A 12,922-nucleotide genomic window follows, 5' to 3' on the forward strand; every position below is an offset into this window, starting at 1 on the left:
CCTCACCCACTGAGGCGATGTTCGCACTGCCGACGGTGCACTCGGAAGCCGGCTGAGCGCCGTCGTCGGCCGTTTGATTTCCAAGGTTTGCCGCCAGGATGGCGTGGGTCTTGGACCCGCCGATGTCGAGGCCGAGGGCCCGGTCCATGCCGGTGGGGCGGCCCGGAACCAGCGGCATTACTTGGCCGCCGGCGTGCTGCCGGTCTGTTCGGGCCAGCGGGCGCCGTTCTCCCAGTAGTGGCGGATCTCTTCGAGATTCCGGCCCTTGGTCTCCGGGGCCAGGCGGTGCACGAAGATGAACCCGGCGACGGCAAGGAGGCCGAACACCGCGAACGTGCCCGCTCCGCCGAGCCGCTGCAGCATGGTCAGGAAGAACGCCGCGACGATGACGTTGGCCACGAGGTCCGAAGTCAGCATCGCGCTGGCCCCCAGGGAGCGCAGGCGTGCGGGGAACGACTCGCCGGCGTACACCCAGACGAGTGCGCCGAAGCCGAAGGTGAAGCCAACCGTGAACAGCAGGACCCCCAGGAACCCGATGACCGTCAACGCGCCGCCGAAGTCGCGGCCGACCATGAAGACGGCCACGAGGATGATGTTGGCAACGATCATCATGCCGATGCCGCCAAGCAGGATGGGGCGCCGTCCCACCTTGTCCACCAGGGAGAGCGACACGAAGACGGCAACCAGGGCGGCGGCCTGGACCAGGGCGGGCAGCAGGAGCAGTGCGGCGTTGCCGGTGAAGCCCATCGCCTCGAAGATCCGCGGGCTGTAGTAGACCACGGCGTTGATGCCGGTGATCTGGATGAAGAACCCGAGGCCCACCACGAAGACGGTTGCCTTCAGATAGGGGGAGCGGAGCATTTCGCGCAGGCCGCCGCCCCGTTCCTCGCTGATCGCCCGCTGCATGTCGGCCAGTTCGGCGTCCACGTCGGCATGGGGTTCGATCGAGGCCAAGGTGCGGCGGGCGTCCTCGGTGCGGCCGCGCATCATGTACCAGCGGGCGGTGTCGGGGAGCCGGAGCGTGACGGCGAGGACCAGCACGGCGGGGATGGCGGCAAGGCCCAGCATCAGGCGCCAGTTCTCGGTGGCTGAGAAGGCGTAGGCGGCCAGGTAACCGACGATGATGCCGATGACGGTGGCCACCTGGTAGGCGACGAGCAGGGCGCCGCGGACCTTCGGGGGCGCGGATTCCGCCACGAAGACGGGCACCACCACCACCGAAATGCCGATGGTCAGGCCCAGCAGCAGCCGGGCAATGAGCAGCATCGGGACGTCCGCGGCCAGGGCGCTCAGCGCCGCGAATGCTGCGTAGGCGCCGGCGACGCCCACCATGCAGGCCTTGCGGCCGAGGAGGTTTGCGAGCCAGCCGCCCAGCACGGCACCGAGGACTTCACCGACGACGACGGCGGTGGTCACCAGTTCCTGTTGGCTCGTGGAGAGCTGGAACTCCTTGGTGATGAAGAGGAGGGCGCCGGCGATATTGGAGAGATCGTAGCCGTAGATTATGCCGATGGTGGCGGCAGTGCCGCCGACGAGCAGGCCCAGGCGGGGCGTCTGGCGTAGGTCTTGCAGGAACGACATCATTGGGTCCTTGTCTGCCTGTGGTGAGGAGATGGGGTGGGGTTCCGGCGGGTGCCGAAATTGGTATAAACCAATTTCCTCCATTTTGGCGTAGACCAATTTTCCTGTCAATAGGTAATATCGCAGTCATGGAGACCCGCCCCGCCGCGCTGCCGAAGTACTACGTGCTCAAGGAACAGATCCTTGCCCTCATCGAGGACGCGGCCCCCGGCACCCTCATTCCCACCGAGCGGGCGCTCGCCGAGCAATACTCCACCTCGCGCACCACGGTCCGGCAAGCCATCGGGGAACTGGTGTCGGAAGGGCGTCTGGACCGCACCCAGGGGAGGGGCACCTTCGTCGCGCCGCCGAAGGTGACGCACGTCCGCCAGCTCACGTCGTTCTCGGACGACGCCGCGAGCCAGGGCCTGACGGCGTCGGCCAGGATTCTGGACATTGGCTCGGTGCCGGCCGATCCCGTGACTGCCCGGCGGCTGGGGCTGGTTCCCGGGGCGCCGGTCCACCGCGTCGAACGGATCCGGCTGGTCAACGGCGAACCGCTGGCCCACGAGACAGCGTTCCTGGCCGGCGACCTGCCGGATCTGGCGCACAACGTGGAGGTCCGCGGGTCCCTGTATTCGGCTCTGGGCGAGGACTACGGCATCCGAATCAGCGAAGTGGAGGACACCGTGGAGACCAAACTCGCCGGCCCTGATGAAGTCCGGCTGCTGGATGTTGAAATGGGTGCCCCGATGCTGCTCGTGCACCGGCAGGGCTTCACCCCGGACGGAAGGCCGGTGGAATGGACCCGATCAGTCTTCAGGGGCGACAGGTTCCGTTTCGTGGCCAGGATGCACGTTTAGCCCGCCCAGCTTTACGCCGTGCTGCGGTGTGTTAACCCGTATTGCGTCCGGAGTCCGTGCATGTCCAAAAGCATTGTGGACCAACCGTTCGGGTGGTTGGTTTGGTGCACAGGCATCGACAGAATGGGGACCCCGATGATCACGGCTTTGGCTCAGCGCATCCGCGCCCAGTGCAGCGGAGAACTGAGCGTCTTCAGGGACCAGGTATCGGCTCTGGTGTGGCAGGACATCGGAACCGGGGGCCTGGAAGGGGCAGCGACGGCCATGGCCAGCCGGCCCTCGCTGGCCTCGCCCGGCGTCACGGTGGACATCGTGGGATTTACGGAATGGCAGCCCGCCCACGGAACGGCTTCGGTGGGCGTCACGGTGGGGCTCCGTCTTGATGCCGGGCGCTCCGCGGCAGGCGTCCACTGGGAAGAGGCCCACGCCTGGGCTTGCGCCGTGGCCGACGGGCCATGGACGCTCGCGGAGTTCATCGGCTCCGAGGAGGCGCCCGGCGGCGTGGTGTTCCACTATCTCCTGAAGGATCCGGTGGCGTTTCACCCCCTGGATGAGCTCCAAGGCGCGCTGTAAGCATAGAAGCGAAAAACGAAAAAAGGAGATCCGGCGGGAACGTTCCCGCCGGATCTCCTTTTTGCCGTGGATGGCTGGCTTCGTGCCGGTCAGTCCTTGCCCAACCCGGCGGCGGACGTCTTTTCGCCGGCGACGCCGTTCAGCACCGTGAGGTCGAAGATGCCGTTGATGTCGGCCTGCTTGGTGGTTCCGGCGTCCACGCCGTCCTGCAGCAGCTTGGGGAAGGCGCCCGCGAGCGGGTCCACGGTGAAGGTGATGTTCTGCAGCGAGCGGTCAATGACGTCCTGCGGGAGCGCCTTGCCTGCAGCCTCTTTCAGGGCCGCATTCACCTGGGTGGCCTTCTCGGCGGCCGGGGTGTCGTTGAGCCACTTCACCGCAGCCACGTGGCCCTTGAGCAGGCCTTCCACGGTCTGCGGGTGCTCGGCGGCGAACTTCTTGTTGACGATCAGGATGGTGGTGGGGAACTCGCCGGGCTTGCCGGTCTGGGAGCCGTCCCACAGGTCCTTCTCGTCCACCAGGACCTTGGCGCCGGCCTGGAGCACCAGGCGGGACGCCCACGGCTCCGGCAGCCACGCGCCGTCGAGCTTTCCGTTTTGGAAGAGCTTCAGCGTCTGGGCGTTCTCTGTCGGGTTGATGGCGACGTCGCCGCTGCCGTCGGTGTTGGTCTTGTAGCCCTGCTTGCCGAGCCAGGCGCGCAGCGCGACGTCCTGGGTGCCGCCGAGCTGCGGCGACGCGAGGGTCTTGCCCTTCAGGTCCGCGGCGGTCTTGATGCCGGGTTTGACCACGAGCTGCGCCCCGCCCGAGGCCGCGCCGGCGATGATGCTGATGGACTCGCCCTTGCTCTTGACGAACGAGTTGATGGCCGGGTTCGGGCCGATGTAGGTGGCGTCGATGGCGCCGGCGTTCAGTGCCTCGATGGCGGCGGGGCCGGCGTTGAAGACCTGGGTGGTGAGCTTGGTGCTGCCCAGGTTCTCCTTGATGTAGCCCTGGTTGACGCCCACCAGGGCCGGGGCGTGGGTGATGTTTCCGAAGTAGCCCAGCTTCAGCTCAGTGGCGGGGCTGGTGGAGGCAGCGGCAGAGTCCGTTGCGGTACTGGTGGTGGTGTTGCCGGCCGTGGTTGCCACCGCGGCGCCGGCGCCGAGCAGGGCGAGCACGCCGACGGCGATGCCGATTTGAAGCCGCCGGGGGCGCTTCGGGCTGTGGGTCTCTCCCGCCGTGATGCGGGTGGACCCGGGGTTGTCCTGGGAGTTCGACATGGTGTTCCTTCGTGACTGGTCGGGCTGTTGGACCGAGGTTACGTACGCCCGCCGGGCCGAAACAACGCCCGCCGTCGCGGAGGTTCACGTGAGTTCTTCGGCGTTAATCGAACGTCGTGTTAGTTCACCGAAGGCCACACTGCGTCAAAAACCATCCGGCACCGACCTCAGCGCCTCGAGGATGGCAGGCAGGAGGTGCTGGTTCCGCCCCCACACGGGGTCGAGGACTTCGATGTACCAGGAGTCAGCAAGGAGGAGCGCCAGGGTTTCGTTGCTCTCCTCAGCCCAGTCCCTGATCTGGTCGGACTCGATGGGCGTCTCACTGGTCCCCAGCACGGTGACCACCTCGTCGCCGTCGAGCGTCACCGGAATGGACGCACGGCTCATTTCCCCCGGTGCGTGGGCGACGGTGACAAACTCCGTCTGGGACGAAAGCTGCAGGAGCCGCCGCGCCGACTCGGCGGAGCAGAATCCCGTCACGTACTCCCGCTGGGCGTTGCCGGTGTCCGCCGCGCGTCCCGGCTGGGATTCCTTCGTGAAGAGCCCGCTGCGGTTGATGTCGGCGAGTTGCCCGGCGATGGAGCGGGTCTCGTCGTCAAACGTGGGGGCCAGCGTCCCTGCCTGGTACTCGCTCTTTCCTTCCAGCCACCGCGCAGTCAGCTCTCCGGCGGCCGCAAGTGTGCTGGCCTGCCGCCACACCTCCCTGTCCACCAAGAGCCGCCCGTAGCTGTCCCGTTCGTCCGTGAAGTGATCATTCATAGGCTCGAGCCTAGACGCGGCAGGCGCCGGCCGGACAGGGGACATGACGGCTGCGGACGCAGGATGAACCGCCGTGACGCCGTGTCTCCCTTGGTTTCGGGGCTCTTTGACCTGGCTACTTGCCTACCGGATAGTTGCTGCCACAACCACCGCAACCGCGACCTGCAAAGGGGAAATTCCGCGGCGGACGTGGCCGGAAAGCGCATCATCGAGGGCTCGGGCACCAACCAGGAAGCCATCCTGCTGCGCTGGGACGAGGAGAACAAAGCCAAGGGCCTCAAGGCGGTGGAGTTCCAGTATTACGACGACGACTCCGCCTCAAACCTGGCCCTTCAGTCAGGACGTGCGGACCTGACATTTGGACCCAACGCCACCGCCGCCCAGGCGGGACTGAACCACCTGATCGAGGACGGCACCTACGCCAAGATCCTGGACCGCTGGGGCCTCTCCTCGGAGGCCGTCGCGAAGTCCGAACTGAACCCGGCGGGCCTGCCCTCGAAGTAGCCCGACGGACGACGAATCCCCGCCGGAACCATCCGGCGGGGATTCTTGGTGTCAGCCCCGGCGTCTAGTTGGACAGCACCGCCTTGTTGGACAGCACGGTCAGTTCGACGGCGTGTGGCCGAGCAGCGGTGCTCTGGATGGTTACCGCCGCGCCGCTGCGGGCGGACTCGAGAACTGATTCCATGATGTCGAGGACGTGGTACGCCAGCGTCCCGCCTGCCCGCGGCTCTTCGCGCGGCGGCGTCGAGGCAAGGTCGGCGATGCCGAAGCCGCGGCCGGAGTCAACGTAGCCGGCCGAGACGGGCAGCGTGTCCCATTCGTCGGCGCCCAGTGAAAACAGCTGGACGTCGCCCTCGAAGTGGTTGGGATCCGGCACCACCAGCGTTCCGAGTTCACCGTGAATCTCGATGTTGGGCGACTTGGACTTTACGGCGTCAAAGCTCATGAACAAGGTGGAGAGCGCCCCGGAGGCGTGGACCAGAACCCCCGTGACATGGGAGTCGATGTCTACCGGGACCTCTTGGCCCTGGCGGGGTCCGGAGCCGATGGTGCGCGTGTTGCGCGTGTGGCTGGCGGCACCCATGACCGACACCACGGGGCCGAGCAGGGTCACCAAGGCGGTGACGTAGTAGGGGCCCATGTCCAGCAGGGGACCGCCGCCAGGCTGGTAATAGAAGTCCGGGTTCGGGTGCCACCGCTCGTGGCCCGGGGTCACCATGGTGGCTGTGGCCGAGACAGGTGCGCCGATCAGGCCGTCGTCGATCGCCTTGCGGGCGGTCTGGATCCCGGTGCCGAGCACCGTGTCCGGAGCGCAGCCGACGGCGACGCCCGCCTTGCGGGCAGCGTCCAGGACATGCCGCGCCTCGGCGGTGGAGGCGGCCAGCGGCTTCTCGCCGTAGACGCCCTTCCCGGCGGCGATGGCCTTCAGGGCAACCTCGGCGTGCGCGGCGGGGATGGTCAGGTTAAGCACCAGTTCGACGTCGTCGGCGGCCAGCAGTTCCTCCACGGAGACGGCACGGACGCCCTCGTAATCCATGGCGACGGCCTGGGCGCGGGCGGGATCCAGGTCCGCTACGGCTACCAATTCGATCTGGTCCAGCCGGCGGAAATTAGTGAGGTACTGGGCGATGATGGCCCCGCAGCCAATGATTCCTACTTTCAACGGCTTGCCCACAGCAGGCCCCTTTCAATGATGGTTCGAACATTCTGGTCTTGGAGGATTTCCACGCGGTGGCCGGGGGTCGCAACGAAGATCCGGCCCTCACCCCAGTGCCGCGTCCAAATTGCCGGTGAGGTGACTTCGCGGTGCCAGGGGTCCCATTCGCGGACTTTTTGGGTGGTGGTGGCGAGAACGTCAATGTAGTCGTCGGACAGCACCCAATACTGTTCGGTCACCAGTTCGAAGTCGGAGATGCCTTCGGTGATGGGATGGCTGGCGGCGGCGGGAAGCATGTTCACCGTGTAGGGCACATAGTTGTCGGACTGCTCCCCGATGCATTCGTCCGGGTGTTTGCCGGGGTGGCAGGCGAACTGCCCGCCGATGAGGTGCAGGTAGTCCGAGTTGTTGCGGTAGGAGTCGGCGATTCCGCCGTGCCAGCCGGCCAGGCCGGTGCCATTTTCGACGGCGGTCCGCAGGCCCGCGAACTCCTCCTTTTCGATGGTGGTCATGGTCATGCACTGCAGGATCAGGTCGACGCCTGCCATATAGGCCGCGTCGGCGTAGACCTTGGGCGACTCCTCGACGCGGACTTCGTAGCCGTTGTCTTTGAGGTAGGGAATGAAAAGTTCGGTGGCTTCGAAGGGCTGGTGCCCGTCCCAGCCGCCGCGGACCACAAGGGCGGTCTTACGTTCTGTCATGGGGTTCCTTTGATGAGCGCCGGACGGTGGCCGGCGGAAGATGGTCAGCGCGCGGTGGTCAACGGGTGGCGAACGCGGCGTCGAATGCGGCGGCCGGCGGGGCGATGGCAGCGAGGTCCTTGACGAGAGCCAGGGCCTGCGGTGCCCCCGTGAGCCGGTCCATGCCGGCATCTTCCCATTCGATGCTGGTGGGTCCCGCGTAGCCGATCGCGTTCAGCGTCCGGAAAATCCTGTTCCACTGCACGTCCCCGTGCCCGGCGGTCACGAAGTCCCAGCCACGGCGCGGGTCGGCCCAGGGCAGGTGCGAGCCAAGCCGGCCGTTGCGGCCGTCGAGCTGGCGCACGGATTCCTTCACATGCACGTGCAGGATGTGCTCGGCGAAGTCCTGCAGGAACATCACGGGATCCAGATCCTGCCAGATGAAGTGGGACGGGTCGAAGTTAAGCCCGAAGGCCCGCCGGTGCCCGACGGCCTCGAGGGTGCGCTTGGTGGTCCAGTAGTCATAGGCGATTTCGGAGGGGTGGACTTCCAAGGCGAAGCGCACTCCAACCTCATCGAACACGTCAAGGATCGGGTTCCAACGGTCCGCGAAGTCCCGGTACCCGCCGTCGATCATGGCCTCGGACGCGGGCGGGAACATCGCCACGGCTTTCCAGATGGAGGAGCCGGTGAAGCCGGTGACGGTCTTCACCCCCAGCCGGGCCGCGGCGCGTGCGGTGTCCATCATGGAGCTCGCGGCTCGGAAACGGACGCCTTCCGGATCGCCGTCGCCCCAGATCTCCGGAGTGAGGATGTCCCGGTGGCGCTGGTCGATCGGGTCGTCGCACACCGCCTGGCCGGTCAGGTGGTTGGCGATGGCGAAGACCTGCAGGTTGTTCTTTTCCAGGATGTCCAGCCGGTCCTGGACGTAGCCATCGTCCTCGGCAGCGCGGCGCGGGTCAAGGTGATCACCCCAGCAGGCGATTTCCAGTCCGTCAAAGCCCCACTCGCCTGCGAGCCGGGCCACCTCCTCGAACGGCAGGTCGGCCCACTGGCCGGTGAATAGCGTAATGGGTCGGGTCATCATGATTCCTGTTCTGTGTTCACGGGCTTAGACCTTCTGCCACTGGCTGGAATTGGCGGCGCTGGATTCCACGGCGGCGAGCACCTGCTGGACCTGGAGGGCGTCCGCGAACGACGGTTCCGGCTGCCTTTGCTCCGCCAAGGCGTTGACGAGGTCCACCACCTGGTGGGTGAATCCGTGCTCGTAGCCCAGGCCGTGGCCGGTGGGCCACCACTTGCCCACATAGGGGTGCTCCGGCTCGGTCACGAGGATCCGGCGGAATCCGGCGTCGGGCGACTCGGCGGCGTTGTAGAAGGAAAGAACGTTCATGTCTTCGAAATCGAAGGCGAGTGATGCCTTGGTGCCGTTCAGCTCCAGGCGCATGGCGTTCTTCCTGCCCAAGGCGTACCGGGTGGCTTCGAAGACGCCGACGGCGCCGACGGCGCCAGCTGAAGTAGTATCGCCGTCGAAGCGGGCGCTGAAGATGGCGGCGTCGTCAACGGTCACGGCTCCGCGGGGCGCATCAGCGCCGGCGTCGCCCTGCCCGCCGAGCCCCACCAGGTCCCCGGCAAGGGGCCGCTCGGGCACGAACGTTTCCAGGAGCGCCGAAACACCGCTGATCTTCTGGCCGGTGAGCCACTGGGCCATGTCGATGCTGTGGGCGCCGATGTCGCCGAGGGAGCCGGAGCCGGATTTGCTCTTGTCCAGCCGCCAGGTCATTGGCGCGTTCTCGTCGGTCAGCCAGTCCTGCAGATATTGGGCGCGTACGTGCCGGATGGTTCCCAGCCGGCCCTCTTCCACCATCCGCTTGGCCAGCGCAAGCGCAGGCGTGCGGCGGTAGCTGAATCCGCACATCGCGAAAACCCCCTGCTTTGCTGACGCTTCGGCTGCGGCAGTCATCCGCTCCGCCTCGTTCACGGAGTTGGCCAGCGGCTTTTCGCACAGCACATGCTTGCCGGCCTCAAGGGCGGCGATCGCGATTTCGGCGTGGGTGTCGCCGGGGGTGCAGATGTCGACCAGGTCGATGTCATCGCGTTCAATCAGGCGACGCCAGTCAGTTTCGGCCGACTCCCAGCCCAGTTTCGCGGCGGCAGCCCGGACGCCGTCGGCGTTCCTGCCGGCAACGGCCGTGAGCTGCGGTTGCAGGGGCAGGTCGAAAAATCGGGGTGCGGTCCGCCAGGCGTGTGAGTGGGCAGCACCCATGAACGCGTAGCCGGCCATGCCGACCCGCAGCGGCTTTATGTCAGTCAAGGGTGGTCCTTTCGGTTGGTCGTTGCTTGAGCGTCCGATGGTTGAGCTTGGCGAAGCCGGGCCTCGACCAGCTTGACCACGGGACGTCTACTTGCTGAAGCCGGCGGTGAGGCCGCTGAGGAGCTGGCGCCGGGCGACGACGTAGATCACCAGCAGCGGCAGGGTAGCCAGCACCACGGACGCGAGCACCGCGGGAATGTTGACGCTGAACTCGCCCTGGAAGGTCCACAGCGAGAGAGGCAGCACGCGGGTGTCCGGGCTCTGGGTCAGGATCAGCGGGAAGAGGAAGCCGTTCCAGACGTGCAGGGCGTTGTAGATTCCCACCGTGATCACGGCCGGCTTGGTCATCGGCAGGGCGAGCCGCCACAGCATGGCCCAGTCGGAGCAGCCGTCCAGCCGCATTGACTCGAAGAGTTCATTGGGCACGTCGCGCATGAAATTGGAGAGGATCAGCACCGAGACCGGAATGGCGAACGCAATGGATGGCAGGATGAGCGCCAGCAGGGTGTCGTACAGGTGGGCGCGGGTGATCATCCAGTAGATCGGAATGATGGTGGCATGCAGGGGAATAGCCAGTCCCAGCAGGAAGAGATTGTTGGTCCAGTTCAGGAACCGGCCCCTGCCACGGACAATGGCGTAGGCCGCCATGAATGAGACAAACAGGGCCGGGAGCACGGTGCCCACCGTGACGATGAGGCTGTTCGCGAAGTAGCGCGCAAACTCGTTTTCGAGCACCAGCTGGAAGTTGGCCAGCGTGGGCTCGTTGGGCGGTGCCATCGGGTTGCTGGTGAAGAAGCCGGCCTGGTTCTTCAGGCTAGTGATTACCACGTAGTAGATAGGCACGATGATGATCGCGAGCCAGAGCCAGCCTCCAAGGCCGCCTAGGATGTTTGGCCGCTTCCGGCCCGGGCCTTTGATCCTGGGGCGGGGAGCTGCTTCCGCGCGGGCCGGGGCTGACGGCGGGACCGGTAGCTGTGTTGTAGCCATCAGGCACCTTCCAATTGGCTTGCGTTCCGGTTCTTGCCGCCCAGCCGCTGCAGGAGCAGGGCAAGGGCCAGCCCTATGACGATCAGGATGACGCCAAGGGCGCTGGCGGCTCCCATGTCGTTGGCCTTGAAACCGGTGAGGTACATGTGCAGGGGCAGCAGGCGGGTGCTGTAACCGGGGCCTCCGGCTGTGAGGACGAATATGAGGTCGAAGTACGCGAGGCTGCCCACCACCATGAGGGTGGAGGAGGTGATGATGGTGTACTTCAGTTGCGGCAGGGTGATGTTAAGGAACTGCCGGAAGCGTCCGGCGCCGTCGATTTCCGCCGCCTCATAGAGGGATGTGGGGATCTGCCGCACGCCGCCTTGGTAGATGAGCGTGTGGAACGGCACGAACTGCCAGGCGATGACGAACACCACCACGAACAGCACCAGGTCCGAGTTGCCGAGCCAGTCCTGGGCCAGGATGGGCAGCTTGAGCCCGGCGCCGAAGCCGAAGTTCGGGTCGAGGAGCGCCTTGAAGGCGATTGCAACGGCCGCTGATGAAAGCAGGAGGGGCAGGAAGTACAGGACTGCAAGCGCAGCGCGGTACTTCTGGCCGCCCGCCGTGAAGACGCCCAGCAGCAGGCTGATCGGTGCCTGCACCATGAAGGAGAAGAACATGATCTTGGCCGTCACCAGCAGCGCATTGCCGGTGACGGGATCGGTGAGTACGGTGGTCCAGCTGGAGAGCCCGCTGAGCTTGATCTCCCGCAGGCCGTCCCAGGAGGTGAAGCTGAGGAATACCACGCCGAGCAGCGGGACAACTGCAAACACCAGGAAGAAAACGAGGGCTGGCACGGCCAGCCACCCCGAGGGGCCCGCGTCGCGGACCCCCCGGCGGAGGGAACTGGTGGTTGTCACGTCGTTACTTTCCGATCGTGGCGTTCATCGTGGAGACGAACTGCTCCGGGGTGATCTTCTTGAGGAAGATCTGGTCGAGGTTGGTCAGCATCGCGTCGCCCTGTCCAGGGCTCAGGGCCTGGTCCCAGGAGAGGGTGAAGTCCGGGGCGTTCTTGGCCATGCCATAGACGTGGGTCAGGAACTCCTTGTCCGGTGAGGCCTCAAGCTTGCTTTCGATGCCCTGGACCACGGGAACAGCTCCTGAGTTGATGAGGTCCTGAACGTTTGCGTCCGTGAACATGCCGTCCTTGACGTAGCTGAGTGCCGCCTTCTTCTCCGCGTCGGTGGCCTTCGATGAAATCGACCAGAAATTGGACGGGTTGCCCACGACGTTGGCAGGATCGCCCTTGCCGCCTTCAACCGTGGGGAAGGTGGTGAAGCCGAGCTTGCCGCTAGTGACGAAATCGCCGGCATCCTTCTTCATGCCCTGGTAGATCCAGCCGCCCTGAAGGATCATGGCCGCCTTGCCGGTGTAGAGGAGAGCCTGGTCGGCGCTACTGTCTGCGGCGATGGAGGAGAAGCCGTTGACGAAGCCGCCGGCGTCTACCAGTTCCTGGATCTTGGTGAGGGCCTCGACCACTGCGGGGTCGGACCAGGCGTCGGGCTTGTTTGCAGCGATGTTGGCGAAGACCTCCGGGCCGCCAATGCGGTCAACGAGGTACTCGAGCCACATCAGGTCCGGCCACTTGGACTGGCCGCCCAGGGAGAACGGGGCAATCCCGGCCTCCTTGAACTTGGGAACCAGTGCCATCAGTTCGTCCCACGTCTTCGGCGCTTCGGCGCCGACCTTTTCAAACACTTCCTTGTTGTAGTACAGGACGATGGGCTGGACGTTGTTATTCGGCAAGGCGTACGTCTTGCCGTCGATTTCACCGTTCTTCAGGACGGATGGAAGGTAGCGGTCCTTGACCGCGGGGTTGTCCTTAATGAACTGGGAGAGGTCCTCCACCTGGCCGGCATCCACGTAGGACTTCAGGACGCCGCCGCCCCACCCGTAGATAAAGGTGGGGCCCTCGCCGGCGCCCACGGCTGTGCGGACCTTCGTCTTGTAGGCGTCGTTGGCGAAGAAGTCCAGCTTGATGGACTGATCGGCGTGCGCACTGTTCCATGCCGCCACCGATTTGTCCAACACGGGCTGGTTGCCGCCGGTCAGGCCCCACATGGTGGCCGTGCCGGAGCCTGCGGAGGTGGAACCTGCGGGGCCGCTGGAACCGCACGCCGCCAAGCTGACGGAGAGCGCTGCGGCAGAGATGGCCATGACGGCGGTGCGCAACTTACGGGTTTTCATCTGGTCTTTCATCCGTCCTCCGGGGTCGGCGCTGATTGCCC

Annotated in this window: 12 protein-coding genes and 1 pseudogene; 3 read left to right on the forward strand and 10 right to left on the reverse strand. The window is 65.7% G+C overall.

From position 1 onward, the window contains the following. Nucleotides 1–177 precede the first annotated feature (177 nt). Entirely contained in the window at nt 178–1,581 is a 1,404-nt protein-coding gene (locus AC3A3W_RS18240; RefSeq protein ID WP_487444381.1) for a sugar porter family MFS transporter, read from the reverse strand. Nucleotides 1,582–1,709: 128 nt separating this feature from the next. Here AC3A3W_RS18240 and AC3A3W_RS18245 point away from each other — a divergent pair, with 128 nt between their 5' ends. Both AC3A3W_RS18245 and AC3A3W_RS18250 read left to right on the forward strand, forming a co-directional pair. Continuing rightward, nucleotides 1,710–2,423, forward strand: coding sequence for a GntR family transcriptional regulator (locus AC3A3W_RS18245; protein WP_487444382.1), 714 nt, complete (start codon nt 1,710–1,712; stop codon nt 2,421–2,423). Nucleotides 2,424–2,558: 135 nt separating this feature from the next. After that, a complete protein-coding gene (locus tag AC3A3W_RS18250) occupies nt 2,559–2,996 on the forward strand; it encodes a hypothetical protein (RefSeq protein ID WP_487444383.1) in 438 nt (145 codons plus the stop codon). An 89-nt stretch (nt 2,997–3,085) separates the two neighbouring features. Here the strand turns inward: AC3A3W_RS18250 and AC3A3W_RS18255 are convergent, their stop codons facing one another. Next, a complete protein-coding gene (locus AC3A3W_RS18255; RefSeq protein WP_487444384.1) occupies nt 3,086–4,252 on the reverse strand; it encodes an ABC transporter substrate-binding protein in 1,167 nt (388 codons plus the stop codon). 144 nt (nt 4,253–4,396) lie between these two features. After that, on the reverse strand, nt 4,397–5,011 hold the full coding sequence (locus AC3A3W_RS18260; protein ID WP_487444385.1) for a DUF6919 domain-containing protein: 615 nt from the start codon (nt 5,009–5,011) through the stop codon (nt 4,397–4,399). 105 nt (nt 5,012–5,116) lie between these two features. Between AC3A3W_RS18260 and AC3A3W_RS18265 the strand changes: the two are divergent. Continuing rightward, a pseudogene (locus tag AC3A3W_RS18265) lies at nt 5,117–5,515 on the forward strand (type 2 periplasmic-binding domain-containing protein); the annotation flags it as partial. Nucleotides 5,516–5,579: 64 nt separating this feature from the next. Here AC3A3W_RS18265 and AC3A3W_RS18270 read toward each other — a convergent pair. The 7 genes from AC3A3W_RS18270 to AC3A3W_RS18300 form a co-directional block, all read right to left on the reverse strand. Beyond that, nucleotides 5,580–6,689, reverse strand: coding sequence for a Gfo/Idh/MocA family protein (locus AC3A3W_RS18270; protein ID WP_487444386.1), 1,110 nt, complete (start codon nt 6,687–6,689; stop codon nt 5,580–5,582). Next, a complete protein-coding gene (locus tag AC3A3W_RS18275; protein ID WP_487444388.1) occupies nt 6,674–7,372 on the reverse strand; it encodes a ThuA domain-containing protein in 699 nt (232 codons plus the stop codon). The genes AC3A3W_RS18270 and AC3A3W_RS18275 overlap by 16 nt, the downstream gene beginning before the upstream one ends. 58 nt (nt 7,373–7,430) lie before the next feature. Further along, nucleotides 7,431–8,435, reverse strand: a complete 1,005-nt coding sequence (locus tag AC3A3W_RS18280) for a sugar phosphate isomerase/epimerase family protein (protein WP_487444389.1) — start codon at nt 8,433–8,435, stop codon at nt 7,431–7,433. Between the two features lie 27 nt (nt 8,436–8,462). Continuing rightward, complete coding sequence (locus AC3A3W_RS18285; protein ID WP_487444390.1) at nt 8,463–9,665, reverse strand: Gfo/Idh/MocA family protein; 1,203 nt, start codon at nt 9,663–9,665, stop codon at nt 8,463–8,465. Nucleotides 9,666–9,752: 87 nt separating this feature from the next. Beyond that, entirely contained in the window at nt 9,753–10,655 is a 903-nt protein-coding gene (locus AC3A3W_RS18290) for a carbohydrate ABC transporter permease (RefSeq protein WP_487444611.1), read from the reverse strand. Continuing rightward, complete coding sequence (locus tag AC3A3W_RS18295) at nt 10,652–11,554, reverse strand: carbohydrate ABC transporter permease (protein WP_487444391.1); 903 nt, start codon at nt 11,552–11,554, stop codon at nt 10,652–10,654. Before AC3A3W_RS18295 ends, AC3A3W_RS18290 begins: the two co-directional genes overlap by 4 nt. A gap of 4 nt (nt 11,555–11,558) precedes the next feature. Continuing rightward, nucleotides 11,559–12,881 carry an extracellular solute-binding protein gene (locus tag AC3A3W_RS18300; RefSeq protein WP_487444393.1) on the reverse strand — a complete coding sequence of 441 codons (1,323 nt, stop codon included), beginning with the start codon at nt 12,879–12,881 and terminating at the stop codon, nt 11,559–11,561. Nucleotides 12,882–12,922 lie beyond the last annotated feature (41 nt).

Source organism: Arthrobacter sp. Soil_N43 (genome assembly GCF_057655195.1).

Coding starts and splice junctions, on each gene's coding strand:
- AC3A3W_RS18300 (WP_487444393.1), bottom strand. CDS start 12,881: ATGAAAACCCGTAAGTTGCGCACCGCCGTCATGGCCATCTCTGCCGCA.
- AC3A3W_RS18255 (WP_487444384.1), bottom strand. CDS start 4,252: ATGTCGAACTCCCAGGACAACCCCGGGTCCACCCGCATCACGGCGGGA.
- AC3A3W_RS18250 (WP_487444383.1), top strand. CDS start 2,559: ATGATCACGGCTTTGGCTCAGCGCATCCGCGCCCAGTGCAGCGGAGAA.
- AC3A3W_RS18245 (WP_487444382.1), top strand. CDS start 1,710: ATGGAGACCCGCCCCGCCGCGCTGCCGAAGTACTACGTGCTCAAGGAA.
- AC3A3W_RS18240 (WP_487444381.1), bottom strand. CDS start 1,581: ATGTCGTTCCTGCAAGACCTACGCCAGACGCCCCGCCTGGGCCTGCTC.
- AC3A3W_RS18280 (WP_487444389.1), bottom strand. CDS start 8,435: ATGACCCGACCCATTACGCTATTCACCGGCCAGTGGGCCGACCTGCCG.
- AC3A3W_RS18260 (WP_487444385.1), bottom strand. CDS start 5,011: ATGAATGATCACTTCACGGACGAACGGGACAGCTACGGGCGGCTCTTG.
- AC3A3W_RS18275 (WP_487444388.1), bottom strand. CDS start 7,372: ATGACAGAACGTAAGACCGCCCTTGTGGTCCGCGGCGGCTGGGACGGG.